This window comes from Pseudomonas sp. IT-P258, assembly GCF_949767825.1.
Classification (GTDB): Bacteria; Pseudomonadota; Gammaproteobacteria; order Pseudomonadales; family Pseudomonadaceae; genus Aquipseudomonas; species Aquipseudomonas monachiensis.
Map to the genome: position 1 here is coordinate 146,015 of NZ_CATKPU010000011.1, position 20,254 is coordinate 166,268.

A 20,254-nucleotide genomic window follows, 5' to 3' on the forward strand; every position below is an offset into this window, starting at 1 on the left:
TCAAAACCATCAGCAATAAGACACATTAAATCTATTTTTGTATTGCATTTACGTATCACGTTATAGCTATACTTGGGCAAAACCGGCCCCCTGCGGCCGATCCAATAACGAGCCGGCACCACGCCGAGCGTGCACCGTGAGAGCATCCGCCATGCCTCTGACCCTTGCCGTCGAATTGATCGAGCCTGGCGTCCGCCTGATTACCCTGCAGCGCCCGCAAGCCCTGAACGCCCTGACCACCGAGTTGCTGGGCGAGCTGGCCGCTGAACTGAACATCGCCCAAGCCGACCCCGACACCCGGGCCGTGGTCCTTACCGGCAGCCGCAAGGCCTTCGCCGCCGGTGCCGACATCAAGGAAATGGCCGAGCGCAACCTGGTCGGCATCCTCGACGACCCGCGCCAGGCTTCGTGGCAAACCATCACCCGCTTCAGCAAACCGCTGATCGTCGCGGTCAACGGCTTCGCCCTCGGTGGTGGCTGCGAACTGGCGATGCACGCCGACATCATCATTGCCGGTGAAGACGCCCGCTTCGGCCAGCCGGAAATCAACCTCGGAATCATGCCCGGCGCCGGTGGCACCCAACGCCTGCTGCGTGCCGTCGGCAAATCCATGGCCATGCAAATGGTGCTGACCGGCGAACCGATCGACGCCCGCCAGGCCCAGCGCGCCGGCCTGGTCAGCGAAGTCACCCAGCCGGAATTCACCGTCGAGCGCGCCCTGCACATCGCCCGCAGCATTGCGGCCAAGGCACCGTTGGCGGTGCGCCTGGCCAAGGAAGCACTGCTCAAGGCCATGGACACCGACCTGGCCAGCGGTCTGCGTTTCGAGCGCCACGCCTTCACCGTGCTGGCCGGCACCCGCGACCGCGACGAGGGCATTGCAGCCTTCCAGGAAAAACGCAGCCCGACTTTCACCGGGCAATAAAGCGGCCACTGACATCCGAATTCGAACGACTGCCAAGAGAACGCCAAGACCATGAACTTCGAACACATCCTGTTTTCCATCGACGCCGGCGTCGCGCTGCTCAGCCTCAATCGGCCGGAACAGCTCAATAGCTTCAACACCCAGATGCACGGCGAAGTGAAGGAAGCGCTCAAGCAAGTGCGGCAGAACCCGGGCGTGCGCGTACTGCTGCTGACCGGTGAAGGGCGCGGCTTCTGCGCCGGGCAAGACCTGAGCGACCGCAATGTCGCGCCGGGCAGCGCCGTGCCGGACCTGGGCGAGTCCATCGAGAAGTTCTACAACCCGTTGATCCGCCAGTTGCGCGACCTGCCGCTGCCGGTGATCTGCGCGGTCAACGGTGTGGCGGCCGGGGCTGGCGCCAACATTCCGCTGGCCTGCGATCTGGTACTGGCGGCACGTTCGGCCAGTTTCATCCAGGCGTTCTGCAAGATCGGCCTGATCCCGGATTCCGGCGGCACCTGGACCCTGCCGCGTCTTGTCGGCATGGCTCGGGCCAAGGCTTTGACACTGCTGGGCAATCGCCTTAGCGCCGAACAAGCCGAGCAATGGGGCTTGATCTACCAGTGTGTGGACGACGCCGATTTGCGCGACGAAGCGCTGAAACTGGCCCGCCACCTGGCGACCCAGCCGACCTACGGCCTGGCGCTGATCAAGCGCAGCCTCAACGCCAGCCTGAGCAACAGCTTCGACGAACAGCTTGAGCTGGAAAAAGACCTGCAACGCCTGGCCGGGCGCAGCGAGGACTACCGTGAAGGCGTCGGTGCCTTCATGGAAAAACGCACCCCAAGTTTCAAGGGGCGCTGAGTCATGAGCGCACTGAACACCAACGCACGCATCGCCGTGATCGGCGCCGGGGCCATGGGTGCCGGTATCGCCCAGATCGCGGCCCAGGCCGGCCATCCGGTATTGCTGCTGGACAATCGTCCTTGCGCTGCTGCTCAAGCGATTGAAGGCATTGATCGCCAACTGGGCAAGCGAGTCGAGAACGGCAAGCTGTCGGCCGAGTCGCGCAGCGCAACCGTCGCCCGCCTGCAAGCGGTGGAAGCCATCGAAGTCCTGGCCGATTGCGATCTGATCATCGAAGCCATCGTCGAGAACCTCGAGGTCAAGCGCGCGCTGTTCCGCCAGCTCGAAGGCATCTGTGGCAAGCATTGCATCCTCGCCAGCAACACCTCGTCGCTGTCGATCACCAGCATCGCCGCGCAGCTTGAGCATCCACAACGCCTGCTCGGCCTGCACTTCTTCAACCCGGCACCGGTGATGGCGTTGGTGGAAGTGGTCTGCGGCCTGGCCAGCGATCCGACACTCGCCGAGTGCCTGTACGACACCGCCAGGGCCTGGGGCAAAAAACCGGTGCACACCCGTTCAACGCCGGGTTTTATCGTCAACCGCGTGGCCCGGCCGTTCTATGCCGAAAGTCTGCGTCTGTTGCAGGAAGGCGCGGTCGATTGCCCGACCCTGGATGCGCTGATGCGCGAAGCCGGTGGTTTTGCCATGGGCGCGTTCGAACTGACGGATTTGATCGGCCACGACGTCAACTACGCCGTGACCTGCTCGGTGTTCGACGCCTATTACCAAGACACGCGTTTCCTGCCGTCGCTGATCCAGAAAGAACTGGTGGACGGCGGGCGCCTGGGACGCAAGAGCGGCCAGGGTTTCTACAGCTACGCCCAAGGCGCGGAGCGCCCGCACGCCACTGAAATCAGCAGCGCTGCAAAGGTCGGGGTTTGTGCCGTGGAAGGCGACCTCGGTATCGCCAAAGGCTTGCTCCCACGCTTGCATGAACAAGGCGTCGAGATCGTCCAGCGCGACGGCCAAGGCTTGCTGCGGGTCGGTGATGCCGTGCTGGCCTTGAGCGACGGGCGCATGGCCTGCCAGCGGGCTCGCGAAGACGGGCTGCGCAATCTGATCCTGCTGGACCTGGCGTTCGATTACGGCAATGCCAAACGCATCGCCATCAGCCATGCGGCAGGCATTGATCCGCAGGCCCTCGAACAAGGCGTTGCCCTGCTGCAACGGGCCGGCCTCAAGGTCAGCCTGCTCAGCGACAGCCCGGCCCTCGCCGTCCTGCGTACCGTGGCGATGCTCGCCAACGAAGCCGCCGACGCCTTGCTGCAAGGCGTGGCCTCGGCCGCCGACATCGATCTGGCCATGCGCGCCGGGGTCAATTATCCGCAAGGGCCACTGGCCTGGGCCGATGCCATTGGCCTGTCGCACATGCTTGAAACGCTGGAAAACCTGCAAGCCAGTTATGGCGAAGAACGCTACCGGCCGTCGCTGCTGCTGCGCCGTCGCGTCGCCGAAGGGAGAACATTCCATGACTAACCATGAATCCATGACCCTGGCCAGTGAATGCGCGCAATCGCTGTTCCAGCGCGACGCCGCCAGCCAGGCCATGGGCATGCGCCTGCTCTCGGCCGGCCCCGGTTGCTCGCGAGTGGGCATGACCGTGCGCGCCGACATGGTCCAGGGCCACGGCACCTGCCACGGCGGCTACCTGTTCGCCCTCGCCGACTCGGCATTCGCCTTCGCCTGCAACAGCTACAACGAAGCCACCGTGGCCATCGGCTGCAGCATCGACTACATCGCTCCGGCGCGCCTGGGCGACACGCTGAACGCCGACTGCATCGAGCAGAGCCGTTCCGGGCGCACCGGCAACTATGACGTGCGCATCGAAAACCAGCAGGGCCAATTGATCGCCCTGTTCCATGGCAAATCCTACAAAGTGCGCGGCCCGGTGCTGGCGCAGGAGACTCCCAATGAATGACGCCCTGATCATCGACGCCGTCCGGACCCCGATTGGCCGTTACGCCGGTGTCTTGAGCGGCGTGCGCGCCGACGACCTCGGCGCGGTGCCGCTGCGCGAACTGCTGCGCCGTCACCCGCAAGTGGACTGGAACACGGTCGACGACGTGATCTACGGCTGCGCCAACCAGGCCGGCGAAGACAACCGCAACGTCGCGCGCATGTCGGCGTTGCTGGCCGGGTTGCCGGTCAGCGTGCCGGGCACCACCCTCAATCGCCTGTGCGGCTCCGGGCTGGATGCCATCGGCACCGCCGCCCGGGCGATTCGCAGCGGCGAAACCGGGTTGATGCTGGTCGGCGGCGTCGAATCCATGTCCCGCGCGCCGCTGGTGATGGGCAAGGCCGAGCAGGCGTTTTCCCGTGCGGCCGAGATCTTCGACACCACCATCGGCTGGCGCTTCGTCAATCCACTGATGAAAAAGGCCTACGGCATCGACTCCATGCCGGAAACGGCAGAGAACGTCGCCGAACAGTTCAACATCTCCCGGGCCGATCAGGATGCGTTCGCCCTGCGTAGCCAGCAACGCGCTGCCGCTGCCCAGGCCAACGGACGTCTGGCCAGGGAAATCGTCGCGGTGGAAATCCCCCAGCGCAAAGGCCCGGCCAAAGTGGTCGAGCACGACGAACACCCGCGTGGCGACACCACCCTTGAACAGTTGGCCAAACTCGGCACGCCGTTCCGCGAAGGCGGCAGCATCACCGCCGGCAACGCCTCCGGAGTCAACGACGGGGCCTGCGCCCTGCTGCTGGCCAGCCCGGAAGTCGCCAAACGCCACGGCCTGACCGCCCGTGGCCGGGTCGTGGCCATGGCCACTGCCGGCGTTGAACCACGGATCATGGGCATCGGCCCGGTGCCGGCCACCCGCAAGGTGCTGGAGGTGGCCAACCTGAGCCTGGCCGACATGGACGTGATCGAACTCAACGAAGCCTTCGCCGCACAAGGCCTGGCGGTGCTGCGCGAACTGGGCCTGAGCGACACCGATCCACGGGTCAACCCCAACGGCGGCGCCATCGCCCTGGGCCATCCACTGGGCATGAGCGGCGCACGTTTGGTCACTACTGCCCTGCACGAACTGGAAGAACGTAACGGCCGCTACGCCCTGTGCACCATGTGCATCGGTGTAGGCCAGGGGATCGCGCTGATCATCGAGCGTCTATCCCACTAAAGAATCGCGATTCCCAAAGAGCCGAGAGGTATCCTTGGGGCATGCACTCAAAGCCCTTGTGCAAAAGGGCTGGAACACAAAAACAATTCGAGTGAACACATGAACATGCCAATAGCCAAAGCCGTGCTGGATCCTGTGCTGGACCCGCTGGAAACCGCCAGCATCGACGAGTTGCGCCAGCATCAGCTGGAGCGCCTGCGCTGGAGCCTGAACCACGCCTACAACAACGTGCCGCTGTACCGTCAGCGTTTCGATGCGTTGGGCGTGCACCCGGACGACATCAAGTCCCTGGACGACCTGGCGAAATTCCCTTTCACCACCAAGTCCGACCTGCGGGACAACTACCCCTATGGCATGTTTGCCGTGCCGATGCACGACATCGTGCGCCTGCACGCGTCCAGCGGCACCACCGGCAAACCCACCGTGGTCGGCTACACCCAGAACGACATCGACACCTGGGCCAACGTGGTGGCGCGCTCGATCCGCGCTGGCGGTGGCCGACGTGGCGACAAGGTGCACATTTCCTATGGCTACGGCCTGTTCACCGGCGGCCTCGGCGCGCACTACGGCGCCGAACGCCTGGGTTGCACGGTAATTCCGATGTCCGGTGGCCAGACCGAAAAACAGGTGCAACTGATCAAGGATTTCCAGCCGGACATCATCATGGTCACGCCGTCCTACATGCTCAACATCGCCGATGAAATCGAGCGCCAGGGCATCGACCCGCACAAACTGGCCCTGCGCCTGGGCATCTTCGGCGCCGAGCCGTGGACCGCCGAACTGCGCAGCGCCATCGAACAACGCCTGGGCATCACCGCCCTGGACATCTACGGCCTGTCGGAAATCATGGGGCCAGGTGTCGCCATGGAATGCGCGGAAACCAAGGACGGCCCGACCATCTGGGAAGACCACTTCTACCCGGAAATCATCGACCCGGTCACCGGCGAAGTGCTGCCGGACGGGCAGATGGGCGAACTGGTGTTCACCTCCCTGAGCAAAGAAGCCCTGCCAATGATCCGCTACCGCACCCGCGACCTGACGCGCCTGCTGCCGGGCACCGCACGGCCGATGCGACGCATCGACAAAATCACCGGGCGCAGCGATGACATGCTGATCATCCGCGGGGTCAACGTGTTTCCGACGCAGATCGAGGAACAGGTTCTGAAAGTCAAACAACTTGCCGAGTGCTATGAGATTCATCTGTATCGCAATGGCAACCTGGACAGTGTGGATGTGCATGTCGAGCTCAAGGCTGAGCACCAGCACCTGACCGATGAACAGCAGAAGGCTGTTTGCGGGGAGTTGAGCAAGCACATCAAGACGTACATCGGGATCAGTTCGCGGATTGTTTTGCAGCCGTTTCATTCGATCAAACGGTCGGAGGGCAAGGCTTGCCACGTGCTGGATAAACGTCCTAAAGCATGACTGCTGCACCCTTTATGGCCCCGCTTTTTGCGGGGTTTTTTTTGGGTTTTGGTTTTGAGTTTCGTGTGTATTTCCGTTTCTTCGGTAACGGCCGCTAATGGTTCCGCTCTTACAGCGGGTTACTTGGAAAAGCCCCAAGTAACCAAGGGCTCTTGCCCCTGACATTCGGTGCCTCGCCTAGGCTCGGCATGCCCTCGCTCCGGTCCTGCTCCGTGGGCCCGCCGCCATCGGCCATCCATGGCCGGCGGCAGCTAACCCGGCATCCATGCCGGGTTGCCCACTGCGCAGAACCTCCACTCGGCCTCACGAGGGGGCAAGAAGATCAAAAGCCAAAGCCAAAGCGAGGCGGCCTACCGGCCGGCCTGATCGCGGGGTTCGTTCACCTGTGATGCAACTGGTCGGCTGGCAGGCCGCCTTCGCGAGCAGGCTCGCTCCTACAGAAGAACAAAGACAGAGCAGCCCACACCACCGCGTCGCTCTTCACCACTCATCAGGCCGAGCGTTAGCTCGCCTGCCGCTCTTGACCTTGATCCACCCGCCCCCTCGGAAGGCTGAGCGGAGGCGTTCATCCGGGGGTGGGCGCGCAGCGCCGTTCGGCGCAGCCGAACACATCGAGAGGAGGTCGAGCGAAGCCGACCGGAGGCGATGCCCCCCGGATGAATGCCGGAGCGAAGGAACCCCGAGCCTTAGCGAGGGGCCGTACGTTCGGGGCGAGCGTTTTTTTGCTTACTTTTTTTAGGCGCTTGTAAAAAAAGTAAGTCGCCGTAAGGGCGAAACCGCCAGCCGCTGCTACCCAAGAAACGGATATGTACCCCTCCCAAAGAACCACCACCCCCAAAGCGATACAAAAAACAAATACGACACGTCATTTTGTGTTTGATATTAAATTCTGTATCGCTTATAAAGTTCCCCATGCCCCAGAACAGATTCAAGGCGGGAACTCAAAAATGTACGCACAGCTCGTAGAAACCGGCGTCAAGCGCATCAAGGACCTCTCGGAGATGTCCGAACAGGAACGCGCCTTCCAGGAAAAAATCGATTCAGAAATCAAGATCGAAGCCAAGAACTGGATGCCAGATGCCTATCGCCAGACCCTGATCCGGCAGATCTCCCAGCACGCCCACTCCGAAATCGTCGGCATGCTGCCCGAAGGCAACTGGGTCACCCGCGCGCCGTCGCTCAAACGCAAACTGCAACTGATGGCCAAGATCCAGGACGAAGCCGGCCACGGCCTGTACCTGTACAGCGCCATGGAAACCCTGGGCGCCGACCGCGATGAAGAAGTCGCCAAGCTGCACAGCGGCAAGGCCAAGTACTCGAGCATCTTCAATTACCCGACGCTGAACTGGGCCGACATGGGCGCGGTGGGCTGGCTGGTGGATGGCGCGGCGATCGTCAACCAGGTGGTGCTGCAGCGCACCTCCTACGGCCCGTACTCCCGGGCGATGATCCGCATCTGCAAGGAAGAGAGCTTCCACCAGCGCCAGGGCTACGAAATCCTCCTGACCATGATGCGCCACGGCAACCAGGCGCAAAAAGACATGGTCCAGGACGCGATCAACCGCCTGTGGTGGCCGTCGCTGATGATGTTTGGCCCGAGCGACGAACACTCGCCGAACAGTGCCCAGTCCATGGCCTGGAAAATCAAGCGCCAGAGCAACGACGAACTGCGCCAGCGCTTCATCGACCAGACCATCCCGCAACTGGAGCTGCTGGGCTGCACCTGCCCCGACCCGGACCTGAAATGGAACGCCGAACGCGGTCATTACGACTTCGGCGAAATCCAGTGGAACGAATTCTACGAAGTGCTCAAGGGCAACGGCCCGTGCAACCAGGAACGCGTCGCCACCCGCCGCAAGGCGATTGAAGACGGTGCCTGGGTCCGTGAAGCCGCCGTCGCCCACGCCCGCAAAAAACAAAACAAGAACGCCGCATAAGGCAATCCGCCCCCCTGTAGGAGCTGCCGAAGGCTGCGATCTTTTGATCTTGATCTTCAGCGGTTTCGAAGCCGCCAAAAGATCGCAGCCTGCGGCAGCTCCTACAGAAGCAATCGATGTGGAGTAACTGAAATGTCCGAGTGGACCCTCTTCGAAGTCTTCGTGCGCAGCAAGCACGGCCTCAACCACAAGCACGTCGGCAGCGTGCATGCCGCCGACACCACCATGGCCATCGAGAACGCCCGCGAGCTCTACACCCGTCGCAGCGAAGGCGTGAGCCTGTGGGTGGTGCCTTCGGCATTGATCACCGCCTCGTCGCCAGACGAAAAAGACCCGCTGTTCGATCCGTCGGACGACAAGGTCTACCGCCACGCCAGCTTCTACGAGCTGCCGGCCGAAGTCGGGCACATGTGAGGTCGACCATGGACAACAAGACTGATCTGATCGAATACCTGCTGCGCCTCGGCGACAGCGCCCTGATCCAGGGCCAGCGCCTGTGCCAATGGTGCGGCAAGGCCCCGGCGCTGGAAGAAGAGCTGGCGCTGATGAACGTCGGCCTCGACCTGGTGGGCCAGGCGCGCAACTGGCTGGAATACGCCGCCGAATTGCTGGACGACGGCCGCGATGCCGATCACCTGGCGTTCCGTCGCGACGAGCGCGCCTATCGCAACCTGCTGCTGGTGGAACAACCCAACGGCGACTTCGCGGTGACCATGCTCAAGCAGTTCCTGTATGACGCCTGGCATCTGCCGGTGCTGCAGGGCCTGAGCCAGTCCAGCGACGAACGCATTGCCGGGATCGCCGCCAAGGCGGTGAAGGAAGTGACTTACCACCTGCGCCGCTCCGGCGAGTGGATCGAGCGTATGGGTGACGGCACCGAGGAAAGCCACAAGCGCATGCTCGCGGCCATCCCCGAAGTCTGGCGCTTCACCGTCGAACTGATCGCCTTTGATGCCAGCGAGCAGCACTTGTGCGAAGCCGGCATCACCCCGGACATCGCCAGCGTGGCCGCCCAGTGGCAAGCCAAGGTCGAGCAGATTTTCACCAGCGCTACCCTGCCCGTTCCTGCGGCGCCGAACTACTTCTATCTGAATGCACGCAAGGGCCTGCACACCGAACACCTGGGCATCCTGCTGGCCGAAATGCAGTTCCTGCCACGAGCGTACCCCGATGCAACCTGGTGAGCTGATCGCCAGCGACCTCGGTGCCCGGCCGGCTCAACCGACCGACCTGGCTGCCGCGTGGGCGATTCTGGCGGAGGTCATGGACCCGGAAGTGCCCGTGGTCAGCGTGGTCGACCTGGGCATCGTCCGGGACCTGGACTGGCAGGCCGGCCACCTGCACGTGGTGGTCACGCCGACCTACTCCGGTTGCCCCGCCACCGAAGTGATCGAGAGCGACATCCGCGAAGCGCTGGAACTCGCCGGATTCAAGGCGCCGCAATTGGAGCGCAAGTTGACCCCGGCCTGGACCACCGACTGGATCAGCGCCAGCGGTCGCGAACGCCTGCGCGCCTACGGCATCGCACCGCCCGAGGGCAGCACCAGCAAACGCAGCCTGCTCGGCGAAAGCCCGCAGGTTGTGTGCCCGCAATGCGGCAGCGCCCACACCGAGGTCCTCAGCCAGTTCGGCTCCACCGCCTGCAAGGCGCTGTACCGCTGCGTCGATTGCCGGGAACCGTTCGACTATTTCAAGTGCATCTGAGCGGCGAATCGGCCGTCCCAGCTGGAGAACAACAATGAGCAAATTTCACAGCCTGACCATCAAGGACGTGCGCGCCGAGACCCGTGACGCGGTGTCCATCGCCTTCGAGATTCCGCAGCACTTGCAGGACAGCTTCCACTTCACCCAGGGCCAGCACCTGGTGATGCGCACCCAACTGGACGGCGAAGAAGTACGTCGCTCCTATTCGATCTGCACCGGGGTCAACGACGGTGAACTGCGCATTGCCGTCAAACGTGTCACCGGCGGACGCTTCTCGGCGTTTGCCAACGAACAGCTGAAAGCCGGACACACCCTGGAAGTGATGCCACCGGCCGGGCACTTCTGCGTCGAACTCGACCCGGCACGCCATGGCAACTACCTGGCCGTGGCGGCGGGCAGCGGCATCACGCCGATCCTGTCGATCATCAAGACCACCCTGCAAACCGAGCCCCACAGCCGCGTCACCCTGCTGTACGGCAACCGCTCCAGCTCCGGCGCGCTGTTCCGCGAGCAGCTCGAAGACCTGAAAAACCGCTACCTGCAACGCCTGAACCTGATCTTCGTGTTCAGCCGCGAGCAGCAGGATGTCGACCTGTACAACGGCCGGATCAACGCCGACAAGTGCGAGCAACTGTTCAGCCGCTGGCTCGACGTCAAAGCCCTCGACGCGGCATTCATCTGCGGCCCGCAGGAAATGACCGAGACCGTGCGCGACAGCCTCAAGGCCAAGGGCATGCAACCTGAGCGCATCCATTTCGAACTGTTCGCCGCCGCCGGCAGCGAGCAAAAACGCGCCGCCCGCGAAGCCGCCCGGCAAGTGGATGCGGCGGTCAGCCAGATCACCGTGATCAGCGACGGCCGCGCCCTGGCCTTCGACCTGCCGCGCAACAGCATGAGCATCCTCGAAGCGGGCAACGAGCAAGGTGCGGAACTGCCCTACTCGTGCAAGGCCGGCGTGTGCTCGACCTGCAAGTGCAAGGTCATCGAAGGCGAAGTGGAAATGGACAGCAACCACGCCCTGGAAGACTACGAAGTGGCCGCCGGCTACGTGCTGTCGTGCCAGGCCTTCCCGATCAGCGACAAGGTGGTGCTGGATTTCGATCAGCTCTGAAAGATCGCAGCCTTCGGCAGCTCCTACACGGGATGTGCTTGCCCGGATGCCTGTGTAGGAGCTGCCGCAGGCTGCGATCTTTTCAACCGTTTCACCCAAAACAAAAACAACAAAGGAGCGCGCGTCATGACACCCCAGGAAGTAGAACTCATTCGCCAGCACCCGGATTTCATCCAGCTGGTTCGCCGTAAACAGAAGCTGTACTGGTCACTGAGCCTGGCCATGCTGGTGATTTACTACGGCTTCGTGCTGTTGGTGGCTTTCTCCCCTTCTACCCTCGGCCAATCCTTGAGCGGCGGCGTGACCACCGTGGGCATGCTGGTGGGTGTCGTCATCGTCGGGCTGGCCTTTGCACTGACCGGGTTCTATGTCTATCGCGCCAACAACGTGATCGACCCGCTGAATGAAAAACTCAAGCAGGAGTGCGCCCGATGAACCGCCTTCTTGCACTGTTCCTGCTGCCGCTGGCGGCTGTCACTGATGTTGCGATGGCTGCCGACGGCGCGTCCCGTCCGCTGAACTGGAACGCCATCGGCATGTTCCTGGTGTTCGTACTGTTCACCCTTGGCGTCACTCGCTGGGCGGCACTTCGCACCCGCTCAACCAGCGACTTTTACACCGCTGGCGGCGGCATGACCGGTTTCCAGAACGGCCTGGCGATTGCCGGCGACATGATCTCGGCAGCCTCGTTCCTCGGCATCTCCGCGATGATGTTCCTCAATGGCTACGACGGTTTGCTCTACGCCTTGGGCGTGCTGGCCGGCTGGCCGATCATCCTGTTCCTGATTGCCGAACGCCTGCGTAACCTGGGCAAGTACACCTTTGCCGACGTGGTTTCCTATCGCCTGGAACAGACCCCGGTGCGCCTGACCTCGGCCTTCGGCACCCTGACCGTGGCCCTGATGTACCTTGTGGCGCAAATGGTCGGCGCCGGCAAGCTGATCGAGTTGCTGTTCGGCATCGACTACCTCTATGCGGTGATGCTGGTCGGCGTGTTGATGGTGTTCTACGTGACCTTCGGCGGCATGCTCGCCACCACCTGGGTGCAGATCATCAAGGCGGTGATGCTGTTGTTCGGCACCAGCTTCATGGCGTTCATGGTGCTCAAGCACTTCGGTTTCAGCACTGAGGCGATGTTTGCCGGTGCCACCGCCGTGCATGCCAAGGGCAACGCGATCATGGCCCCCGGCGGTTTGCTGTCCAACCCGATCGACGCGATTTCCCTGGGGCTGGGCATGATGTTCGGCACCGCCGGCCTGCCGCACATCCTGATGCGCTTCTTCACCGTCAGCGATGCCAGGGAAGCGCGTAAAAGCGTGTTCTACGCCACCGGTTTCATCGGCTACTTCTACTTGCTGCTGATCATCGTCGGCTTCGGCGCCATCGTCATGGTCGGCACCGATCCGGCGTTCCGTGACGCCAGCGGCGCGATCATCGGCGGCGGCAACATGATCGCCGTGCACCTGGCCCAGGCAGTAGGCGGCAACCTGTTCCTCGGCTTCATCTCGGCCGTCGCCTTCGCCACCATCCTGGCGGTGGTTGCCGGGCTGGCGCTGTCCGGCGCCTCGGCCGTGTCCCACGACCTGTATGCCTGCGTGATGCGCAAGGGCCAGGCGAGCGAGCAGCAAGAGATGCGCGTGTCGCGAATCGCCACCCTATGCATCGGTGTGCTGGCGATCATCCTCGGCCTGCTGTTCGAATCGCAGAACATCGCCTTCCTCTCGGGCCTGGTGCTGGCCATCGCCGCGTCGGTGAATTTCCCGGTGCTGTTCCTCTCGATGTACTGGAAAGGCCTGACCACCCGCGGCGCGGTCCTCGGCAGTCTGTCCGGACTGGTTTCGGCGATTGTGTTGCTGGTGCTGAGCCCCGCGGTGTGGGTCAACGTGATGCATCACGACAAGGCGCTGTTCCCGTACTCCAACCCGGCACTGTTTTCCATGAGCCTGGCGTTCTTCAGTGCATGGCTGTTTTCCGTCACCGACACCTCGCCCCGTGCAGCCCTTGAGCGTGGCCGTTATCTGGCGCAGTTCATCCGCTCGATGACCGGCATCGGTGCCACCGGCGCCAGCAAACACTAAACGACGACCGAACAGTTGGCAGGGAATAAAAATAATGACACCCGCACGTACCACGTCTTACCCATCACTGTTTTCACTGGCCGCCGCATTGACTCTGCCCATGATCGCCCCCAGCGCCATGGCCGACTTCATCGGCGACAGCAAGGCCCGTATTGATATGCGCAACCAATACATCAACCGTGACTTCCGTCAGGACAACGCGCCGCAATCCAAGGCCGAAGAATGGGCCCAGGGATTCACTGCGCGCATTGAGTCCGGGTTCACCGACGGCACCTTCGGTTTCGGTCTCGACGCACTGGGGGAGCTGGGGCTCAAGCTCGACTCCAGCCCGGACCGCCGTGGTACCGGCCTGCTGCCGTTCGGCCCGCAGAGCCATGAGCCCGACGACAATTACAGCGAACTGGGCCTGACCGGCAAATTGCGGGTCTCCAAAAGCCTGTTGAAGCTCGGCACCCTGCAACCCTTGTTGCCAGTGGTGACCTACAACGACACACGCTTGTTGAGCTCGACCTTTGAAGGTGGCTTGCTGACCAGCCAGGAAATCGACGGCCTGACGGTAAATGCCGGACGCCTGACCAAGGCCAACCTGCGCGACTCCTCCAGCAACGATGACATCGGCTACGCCGCCGCCACCAGCGACAGCTTCGACTTCGGTGGCGGCAGCTACGCGTTCAGTCCGCAGCTGAACCTGAGCTACTACTACGGCAAGCTCGACCAGATCTATCGCCAGCAATTCGCCGGACTGGTGCATACGCAACCGCTGGGCAACGGCTTCAACCTGCGCAGCGACCTGCGTTATTTCGACAGCCGGGGCGACGGCGCCGAACGGGCCGGGCGCATCGACAACCGCAACTTCAACGGCATGTTCACGGTGTCCCACGGTGCCCACAAGGTCAGTGCCGCCTACCAGCAATTGTCCGGCGACAGCGCCTTTCCGTTCCTCAACGGCGGCGATCCGTACGTGGTCAACCTGGTGACCTTCAACACCTTTACCCGCGCCGACGAGGATTCCTGGCAGCTGCGTTACGACTATGACTTCGCGGCGCAAGGCATTCCCGGCCTGACCTTCATGACCCGCTACACCGACGGCAGACATGTCAACGCGGGCAGGGTCGACAACGGCAGCGAATGGGAGCGCGACACCGATATCAACTACGTCATCCAGAGCGGTGTGTTCAAGAACGTCAGCCTGCGCTGGCGCAACGTGACCTTCCGTTCCGGCAATGGCTTGACGACCGACCTGGATGAAAACCGGCTGATCGTCGGCTACACCCTGGCGCTTTGGTAATCCCCCGAATGGCGCGGTCGAGGCCGCGCCACACCCCTTCATAACCAGGAGCAATCGTGATGTCCTCCTCACCTACACTGCATGCCCCTACCCTGCAGAGTTTCATCGCCGGCCGCTGGCTCGGCCAACAGGGCGCACAAGTGCTGCGCAGTGCCATTGACGGCCATGAAATCGCCCGCACCCATGAGGAGCGCCCGAACTTCGCCGAGGCCATCGAACATGGCCGTCGCCAGGGCATCAGCGGCTTGATGGCGCTGGACTTCCAGCAACGCGCCCAGCGTCTCAAGGCTTTGGCCTTGTACCTGAGCGAGCGCAAAGAACAGCTCTACGCGATTTCCCACCACAGCGGCGCGACCCGCGCCGACAGCTGGATCGACATCGAGGGCGGCAACAGCACGCTGTTTACCTATGCCAGCCTCGGTTCGCGGGAGCTGCCGTCGGGCAATATTGTCCACGAAGGCCCGGCCATGCAGCTGAGCAAAATGGGCACCTTCGCCGGCACTCATATTCTGGTGCCTCGCGGCGGTCTGGCGGTGCACATCAACGCGTTCAACTTCCCGATCTGGGGCATGCTGGAAAAGTTCGCCCCGAGCTTCCTCGCCGGCATGCCGTGCATCGTCAAACCGGCCAGCGCCACCAGCTACCTGACCGAAGCCGTGGTGCGCCTGATGGACGAATCCGGCCTGCTGCCAGCGGGCAGCCTGCAACTGATCATCGGCAGCACCGGCGACCTGCTTGACCGCCTGCAAGGCCAGGACGTGGTGACCTTCACCGGTTCCGCCGACACCGCGGCCAAGCTGCGGGTCAACCCGAACCTGATCCGCAATTCGGTGCCGTTCAACGCCGAAGCCGACTCACTGAACTGCGCCATTCTCGCCCCGGACGTGACCCCGGATGATGAAGAGTTCGAGCTGTTCATCAAGGAAGTCGCCCGGGAAATGACCACCAAGGCCGGGCAGAAATGCACCGCCATCCGCCGCGCCATCGTGCCGGCCAAACACATCGATGCAGTTGCTACCCGCTTGCGTGATCGCCTGGCCAAAGTGGTGGTCGGTGATCCGTCGGTGGAAGGCGTGCGCATGGGCGCACTGGCTTCCCACGACCAGCACAAAGACGTGGCCGAACGCCTGGAAGCGCTGTTGCAGAGCAGTGACATGCTGTTCGGTGCCCGCGATGGTTTCGAACCCCGTGGTGAAAATGTCGACAAAGGCGCGTTCTTTGCTCCGACCCTGTTGCAGGCCCGCGACCCCCATGCCGAGGGCGGTGCCCACGACATCGAAGCGTTCGGCCCGGTCAGCACCCTGATGGCCTACGACGATCTGGACGAAGCACTGGCCCTGGCCGCGCGCGGCAAAGGCAGCCTGGTGGCCAGCCTGGTGACCAAGGATCCGCAAATCGCCGCCAAGGCCATCCCGGTCGCGGCGGCCTGGCACGGTCGTTTGCTGGTACTGGATCGCCATTGTGCCGGCGAATCCACCGGCCACGGCTCGCCGCTGCCACAACTCAAGCACGGCGGCCCGGGGCGTGCCGGCGGTGGTGAAGAACTCGGCGGCCTGCGCGCGGTGAAACACTACCTGCAACGCGCGGCGGTGCAAGGTTCGCCAACCATGCTGGCGGCGGTCACCGGTGAGTACGTGCGCGGGGCCAAGGTCATCGAGACCGAGGTACATCCGTTCCGTCGCCACTTCCAGGACCTGCAGATCGGCGAATCGCTGCTGACTCACCGCCGCACCGTCACCGAAGCGGACCTGGTGAATTTCGGCTGCCTGTCGGGCGACCACTTCTACATGCACTTCGACGACATCGCCGCCAAGGAATCGCAGTTCGGCAAGCGCATCGCCCACGGCTACTTCGTACTGTCGGCGGCGGCCGGCCTGTTCGTCTCCCCTGGCGTCGGCCCGGTGCTGGCCAACTACGGCCTCGACACCCTGCGCTTCATCAACCCGGTCGGCATCGGCGACACCATCCAGGCGCGCCTGACCTGCAAACGCAAGATCGACCAGGGCAAGAAGAGCCCGCAAGGCGTTCCGCAAGGGGTGGTGGCTTGGGATGTGGAAGTGACCAACCAGCTGGGTGAGTTGGTAGCCAGCTATGACATTTTGACTTTGGTGGTCAAGCGTGAGGACTAATCCTTAAAGTCAAAAGATCGCAGCCTGCGGCAGCTCCTACAGGGATTGGGTGCATTCGCGAAATGGCGGTTGTACCGGATCGGTGTAGGAGCTGCCGCAGGCTGCGATCTTTTGCTTGTTAATGCCTGCGCAACCACTCGATAAACAGCGCAAACAATTCCGACTGCGACCCCACTTCCAGTTTCAGATACAGGTTCTTACGGTGCATGCGCACGGTTTCCGGTGAAATGGTCATCTGGCTGGCCGTGGATTTCACCGAATGCCCGCGCAGGATCATGTGCGCCACCTGCCGCTCACGCTCAGTGAGCAAATCACTGCCGAAATGCTCGAACGCCGACTGCACCCGGTGCTTGAGATCATCGCGCACGCCCTGCTCTTTATCGCACTGGATCTCGCCACTGCGCAGCAATCCACGCTGACTGAACTCACTGATGAATTCGCGCACCAGCGGTTCCACGGCGCGCAGCAGGTTCAGCTGTTCGGCGCTCAGGCATTCACCGCCGAAACCCTGATAGAGACTGACGGAAATCTTCGTGTCATTGCCGGTATCGACGATGTAGTAGCTGTCTTCCGAGCAGCCCGCCTTCAGGTAATAGGATTTGTAGTAGTCACTGTCGAAGAAATTGTCGGGGGCAATTTCCTCCAGGTGATAGAAGCCTTGCGCCAACCCCTGCTCCACCGCCAGGCAAAACGGGTCGAGCAAATAGCCCCCGGCAAAATAGCGCTCCAGGATCGACACCTGATACTCCTGGGCAATCCCGCGCTGATGCAGCAACTGGGGCGCGCGGTCCTTGCGCTCCAGGCTGATCATCATCGACTCGACGGACACCAGTTGCGCCAACGCTGACGCCAGGTGTTGCAGGGCGTCGGGCTCATCGACATGGGCGAATGCCTCGCGCATTCCCCCATGCCATTTGTGCAATGCCCCGAAGGGCACCGCGATCAGCGTATCGTCGTCTGGTTTGCTCATGCCACGCAGTCTAGCGGCTGGACAAGCCCTTGGTAACAGCCTGACTGGCGAAATCATTGGCCCGCGTACTGTCCGCTCGCTTCAAGCTCGGCGGCCACCTCCAGAATGCATTCGCGCAGGGTCTCGACGATTTCATCGACCTGGGCAAACGTCAGGATCAATGGTGGCGACATCACGTTGAGGTGCATGATCGGCCGCACCAGCAAGCCCCGGGCCTGGGCCCGCACATGGATTTTCTCGCCAATGTTGATCTCGTCGGGGAACAGCGCCTTGGTGCGTTTATCGGCGACGAATTCCACGCAGGCCATGAGTTTCTGGCAGCGCACATCGCCCACCAGCGGCAAGTCCCGCAGGGTTGCCAGGCGCTCTTCCAGATAAGCGCCCACCGTGTCGACATGGGCCAGCAGGTTTTCCCGTTCGATGATCTCGATGTTCTTCAGCGCCGCCGTGCAGCACACCGGATGACCGCTGTAGGTGAAGCCGTGGGTGAAACAGCGGCCCTTGCCCGGTTCGGCGATGACTTTCCAGATACGGTCGGAAAAGATGCACGCACCCAGCGGCAGGTAGGCCGAGGTCAGGCCCTTGGCGGTGGTGATGATGTCGGGCTGCACGTCGAACACATCATAAGAGGCAAAGAACTTGCCCAGGCGTCCGAACGAGGTCACCACTTCGTCGGCGACGAACAGGATGTCGTAGCGCTGGCAGACGTCCCACATGCGCTTGAGATAACCCCGGGGCGGAATGATCACCCCGCCCGAGCCCATGATCGGCTCGGCGAAGAACCCGGCAACCTTGTCCGCGCCGATCGAGAGGATCTTGTCTTCGAATTCCTTGACCAGGAACTCGAGGAACCGCGCCTCGTCCATGCCGTCCGGCGCGCGGTACGGGTTGGGGTTGGAGACGTGGTGGATCAGCGGGTTGGCGTAATCGAACTCCGGCACCCGGTCGGCGGCCTTGTTGCCGATCGACATGGTCAGGGTGGTGGAGCCGTGATAGGCGTTGAACCGCGCAATGACGTGCTTCTTCGCAGGTAGGCCACGGCAGTTCTGATAGTACTGGATCAGCCGGTAGGCAGTGTCCACGGCGGTGGAGCCGCCGGTGGTGAGGAACACATGGTCGAGGTCGCCGGGGGCCAGGCTTGCGAGTTTTTCGCACAGCTGGATCGCCACGTTGTTCGACATGTCGGAAAACGGATTGGAATAAGCCAGTTGCCGCACCTGATCGGCAATGGCCTCGGCCATTTCCTCACGGCCCAAACCGATGTTGGTGCACCACATGCCGCCCACCGCATCGAGAAAGCGGTTGCCTTGGGTGTCGTAGATATAGGCGCCATCGCCTGCGACGATGTTCAAGGAACCCTGCTCGGCGTGTTCGTCGAACACATGATAGCCGTGCATATGGTGAGCCTTGTCGGCCTTGACCAGCCGGGACTCGTCCGCTGGGGAAAAAACGCTGCGTGTAGGCGTTGCCATAAATAAACCTCTAATCGAAATGACTAACGATCGAACCCATCAGATGCCGCTTTTCACCGTGCTCCAGACCCGGGTAATCGCCCGCATGTCCTTGGCGTCCTGGGTCTTCTGCGGAAACAGCCGCTCGCGGGTTTGCGCATCGGGATAGATCGCCGGGTTGTTGCGCACATCGGCGTTCAACAACGGCGTGGCGGCGGCGTTGCTGTTGGCGTAGTTGATGAAATCGCTCACGTCCGCCATCACCTGCGGCTGCATCAGGTACTCGAGAAACTTGTGGGCATTGACGACGTGGGGCGCGTCGGCGGGGATGTACAGGTTGTCGAACCAGATCAGCGAGCCTTCCTTGGGGATGAAGTAGGCCAGGTCGATCTTCTTCTTGGCTTCCGCGGCTCGGGCCATGGCGGTGGCGTAGTCGCCGGACCAGGTCATGGCCATGCACACGTCGCCGTTGGGCAGGCTGGTCAGGTAATTGACCGAGTCGAACTTGCGGATGTACGGCCGTACCGACAGCAACAAGTCCTGGGCGGCTTTCAGATCCTCCGGTGCGGCGCTTCTCGGGTCGCGTCCCAGGTACTTCAGGGCCATGGGGATGACTTCGGTCGGGGCATCGAGCAGGGTCACGCCGCAATCGGCGAAGCGCGAGACGATCTTGGGGTCGAAGATCATCGCCAGCGAACCGATCGGTGCGTCCGGCATGCGTTCCTTGATCTTGTCGACGTTGTAGGTGACGCCGTTGCTGCCCCAGGTATAAGGCGCCGAGTAGGCGGTGCCCGGGTCATACCCTTGCAGATCCTCCAGGACTTTTGGGTCCAGGTTGGTCCAGCCCGGCAGCAGCTTCTTGTCCAGCGGCTGGAACACCTTGGCCTTGATCAGCGGTGGCGCCAGGGAGGCGTTCAACACGATCAGGTCATAACCGGAGTGGCCGGTGAGCAGCTTGGCCTGTACCGTTTCATAAGAATCGAAGGTGTCGTAGACCACCTTGATACCGCTGGCCTTTTCGAAATCGGCGATGGTTTTTTCACCGATGTAGTCCGCCCAGTTGTACAGCCGCAGCGTATTACTGCCGTCCACCTCGGCGGCGTAGGCATGAAAGGTCAGCGGTACAACAAACAGACTGGAAATCACCTTAAGCAGCGTCTTGCCCATAGCAAATGCACCTTATAGCGAGTTCGGCTCTGGATGAGCGGATGCCCTCACTATTGGTC

The 20,254-nt window shown here is 62.4% G+C and carries 18 protein-coding genes; 15 read left to right on the plus strand and 3 right to left on the minus strand.

Going from position 1 to position 20,254, the window contains the following annotated elements:
* The first annotated feature begins 151 nt into the window (after positions 1-151).
* The 15 genes from paaF to paaZ all read left to right on the plus strand — a co-directional run bounded on the left by paaF (position 152) and on the right by paaZ (position 16,607).
* A complete protein-coding gene (paaF, locus tag ACM6G4_RS00715; protein WP_414912795.1) occupies positions 152-925 on the plus strand; it encodes a 2,3-dehydroadipyl-CoA hydratase PaaF in 774 nt (257 codons plus the stop codon).
* Positions 926-976: 51 nt separating this feature from the next.
* Positions 977-1,768 carry a 2-(1,2-epoxy-1,2-dihydrophenyl)acetyl-CoA isomerase PaaG gene (paaG, locus tag ACM6G4_RS00720; protein WP_414912796.1) on the plus strand — a complete coding sequence of 264 codons (792 nt, stop codon included), beginning with the start codon at positions 977-979 and terminating at the stop codon, positions 1,766-1,768.
* A 3-nt stretch (positions 1,769-1,771) separates the two neighbouring features.
* On the plus strand, positions 1,772-3,289 hold the full coding sequence (paaH, locus tag ACM6G4_RS00725; protein ID WP_414912797.1) for a 3-hydroxyacyl-CoA dehydrogenase PaaH: 1,518 nt from the start codon (positions 1,772-1,774) through the stop codon (positions 3,287-3,289).
* Entirely contained in the window at positions 3,282-3,731 is a 450-nt protein-coding gene (gene paaI / locus ACM6G4_RS00730; protein WP_409078891.1) for a hydroxyphenylacetyl-CoA thioesterase PaaI, read from the plus strand. The genes paaH and paaI overlap by 8 nt, the downstream gene beginning before the upstream one ends.
* Entirely contained in the window at positions 3,724-4,935 is a 1,212-nt protein-coding gene (pcaF, locus tag ACM6G4_RS00735) for a 3-oxoadipyl-CoA thiolase (protein ID WP_414912798.1), read from the plus strand. Before paaI ends, pcaF begins: the two co-directional genes overlap by 8 nt.
* Before the next feature lie 99 nt (positions 4,936-5,034).
* Positions 5,035-6,360 (plus strand): phenylacetate--CoA ligase PaaK, encoded by a 1,326-nt coding sequence (gene paaK, locus ACM6G4_RS00740; RefSeq protein ID WP_056722547.1) that lies wholly within the window; start codon positions 5,035-5,037, stop codon positions 6,358-6,360.
* A gap of 947 nt (positions 6,361-7,307) precedes the next feature.
* Positions 7,308-8,297 (plus strand): 1,2-phenylacetyl-CoA epoxidase subunit PaaA, encoded by a 990-nt coding sequence (gene paaA, locus ACM6G4_RS00745; protein ID WP_414912799.1) that lies wholly within the window; start codon positions 7,308-7,310, stop codon positions 8,295-8,297.
* 132 nt (positions 8,298-8,429) lie between these two features.
* The gene (paaB, locus tag ACM6G4_RS00750) at positions 8,430-8,711 is read left to right on the plus strand and encodes a 1,2-phenylacetyl-CoA epoxidase subunit PaaB (RefSeq protein ID WP_007943393.1); all 282 of its coding nucleotides are present in this window, start codon (positions 8,430-8,432) and stop codon (positions 8,709-8,711) included.
* An 8-nt stretch (positions 8,712-8,719) separates the two neighbouring features.
* A complete protein-coding gene (paaC, locus tag ACM6G4_RS00755) occupies positions 8,720-9,481 on the plus strand; it encodes a 1,2-phenylacetyl-CoA epoxidase subunit PaaC (RefSeq protein WP_414912800.1) in 762 nt (253 codons plus the stop codon).
* Entirely contained in the window at positions 9,468-10,001 is a 534-nt protein-coding gene (paaD, locus tag ACM6G4_RS00760; RefSeq protein ID WP_056722553.1) for a 1,2-phenylacetyl-CoA epoxidase subunit PaaD, read from the plus strand. The genes paaC and paaD overlap by 14 nt, the downstream gene beginning before the upstream one ends.
* Before the next feature lie 34 nt (positions 10,002-10,035).
* Positions 10,036-11,112, plus strand: a complete 1,077-nt coding sequence (paaE, locus tag ACM6G4_RS00765; RefSeq protein ID WP_056722555.1) for a 1,2-phenylacetyl-CoA epoxidase subunit PaaE — start codon at positions 10,036-10,038, stop codon at positions 11,110-11,112.
* A 126-nt stretch (positions 11,113-11,238) separates the two neighbouring features.
* Complete coding sequence (locus ACM6G4_RS00770; protein WP_046042846.1) at positions 11,239-11,547, plus strand: DUF485 domain-containing protein; 309 nt, start codon at positions 11,239-11,241, stop codon at positions 11,545-11,547.
* The gene (locus ACM6G4_RS00775; RefSeq protein ID WP_056722557.1) at positions 11,544-13,190 is read left to right on the plus strand and encodes a cation acetate symporter; all 1,647 of its coding nucleotides are present in this window, start codon (positions 11,544-11,546) and stop codon (positions 13,188-13,190) included. Before ACM6G4_RS00770 ends, ACM6G4_RS00775 begins: the two co-directional genes overlap by 4 nt.
* A gap of 34 nt (positions 13,191-13,224) precedes the next feature.
* On the plus strand, positions 13,225-14,478 hold the full coding sequence (locus ACM6G4_RS00780) for an OprD family porin (protein ID WP_414912801.1): 1,254 nt from the start codon (positions 13,225-13,227) through the stop codon (positions 14,476-14,478).
* A gap of 59 nt (positions 14,479-14,537) precedes the next feature.
* Positions 14,538-16,607: a phenylacetic acid degradation bifunctional protein PaaZ gene (gene paaZ, locus ACM6G4_RS00785; protein WP_414912802.1), complete on the plus strand. Its 2,070-nt coding sequence runs from the start codon at positions 14,538-14,540 to the stop codon at positions 16,605-16,607.
* A gap of 118 nt (positions 16,608-16,725) precedes the next feature.
* Here paaZ and ACM6G4_RS00790 read toward each other — a convergent pair whose 3' ends face one another.
* From ACM6G4_RS00790 to ACM6G4_RS00800, 3 genes are read right to left on the minus strand one after another with little or no spacing between them, the layout of a single operon-like run.
* Complete coding sequence (locus tag ACM6G4_RS00790; protein ID WP_414912803.1) at positions 16,726-17,634, minus strand: helix-turn-helix domain-containing protein; 909 nt, start codon at positions 17,632-17,634, stop codon at positions 16,726-16,728.
* Complete coding sequence (locus ACM6G4_RS00795; protein ID WP_414912804.1) at positions 17,631-19,049, minus strand: aminotransferase; 1,419 nt, start codon at positions 19,047-19,049, stop codon at positions 17,631-17,633. Before ACM6G4_RS00795 ends, ACM6G4_RS00790 begins: the two co-directional genes overlap by 4 nt.
* 39 nt (positions 19,050-19,088) lie before the next feature.
* Complete coding sequence (locus ACM6G4_RS00800; RefSeq protein ID WP_056722567.1) at positions 19,089-20,195, minus strand: polyamine ABC transporter substrate-binding protein; 1,107 nt, start codon at positions 20,193-20,195, stop codon at positions 19,089-19,091.
* Positions 20,196-20,254: the final 59 nt, after the last annotated feature.

What these genes read in the sequence shown, in the direction of transcription:
- ACM6G4_RS00795 (WP_414912804.1), bottom strand. Translation starts at nt 19,049, where the DNA reads ATGGCAACGCCTACACGCAGCGTTTTTTCCCCAGCGGACGAGTCCCGG.
- paaK (WP_056722547.1), top strand. Translation starts at nt 5,035, where the DNA reads ATGAACATGCCAATAGCCAAAGCCGTGCTGGATCCTGTGCTGGACCCG.
- paaC (WP_414912800.1), top strand. Translation starts at nt 8,720, where the DNA reads ATGGACAACAAGACTGATCTGATCGAATACCTGCTGCGCCTCGGCGAC.
- paaD (WP_056722553.1), top strand. Translation starts at nt 9,468, where the DNA reads ATGCAACCTGGTGAGCTGATCGCCAGCGACCTCGGTGCCCGGCCGGCT.
- ACM6G4_RS00800 (WP_056722567.1), bottom strand. Translation starts at nt 20,195, where the DNA reads ATGGGCAAGACGCTGCTTAAGGTGATTTCCAGTCTGTTTGTTGTACCG.
- paaZ (WP_414912802.1), top strand. Translation starts at nt 14,538, where the DNA reads ATGTCCTCCTCACCTACACTGCATGCCCCTACCCTGCAGAGTTTCATC.
- paaE (WP_056722555.1), top strand. Translation starts at nt 10,036, where the DNA reads ATGAGCAAATTTCACAGCCTGACCATCAAGGACGTGCGCGCCGAGACC.
- paaB (WP_007943393.1), top strand. Translation starts at nt 8,430, where the DNA reads ATGTCCGAGTGGACCCTCTTCGAAGTCTTCGTGCGCAGCAAGCACGGC.
- paaI (WP_409078891.1), top strand. Translation starts at nt 3,282, where the DNA reads ATGACTAACCATGAATCCATGACCCTGGCCAGTGAATGCGCGCAATCG.
- paaH (WP_414912797.1), top strand. Translation starts at nt 1,772, where the DNA reads ATGAGCGCACTGAACACCAACGCACGCATCGCCGTGATCGGCGCCGGG.
- paaA (WP_414912799.1), top strand. Translation starts at nt 7,308, where the DNA reads ATGTACGCACAGCTCGTAGAAACCGGCGTCAAGCGCATCAAGGACCTC.
- ACM6G4_RS00790 (WP_414912803.1), bottom strand. Translation starts at nt 17,634, where the DNA reads ATGATTTCGCCAGTCAGGCTGTTACCAAGGGCTTGTCCAGCCGCTAGA.
- ACM6G4_RS00770 (WP_046042846.1), top strand. Translation starts at nt 11,239, where the DNA reads ATGACACCCCAGGAAGTAGAACTCATTCGCCAGCACCCGGATTTCATC.
- ACM6G4_RS00780 (WP_414912801.1), top strand. Translation starts at nt 13,225, where the DNA reads ATGACACCCGCACGTACCACGTCTTACCCATCACTGTTTTCACTGGCC.
- pcaF (WP_414912798.1), top strand. Translation starts at nt 3,724, where the DNA reads ATGAATGACGCCCTGATCATCGACGCCGTCCGGACCCCGATTGGCCGT.
- ACM6G4_RS00775 (WP_056722557.1), top strand. Translation starts at nt 11,544, where the DNA reads ATGAACCGCCTTCTTGCACTGTTCCTGCTGCCGCTGGCGGCTGTCACT.
- paaG (WP_414912796.1), top strand. Translation starts at nt 977, where the DNA reads ATGAACTTCGAACACATCCTGTTTTCCATCGACGCCGGCGTCGCGCTG.
- paaF (WP_414912795.1), top strand. Translation starts at nt 152, where the DNA reads ATGCCTCTGACCCTTGCCGTCGAATTGATCGAGCCTGGCGTCCGCCTG.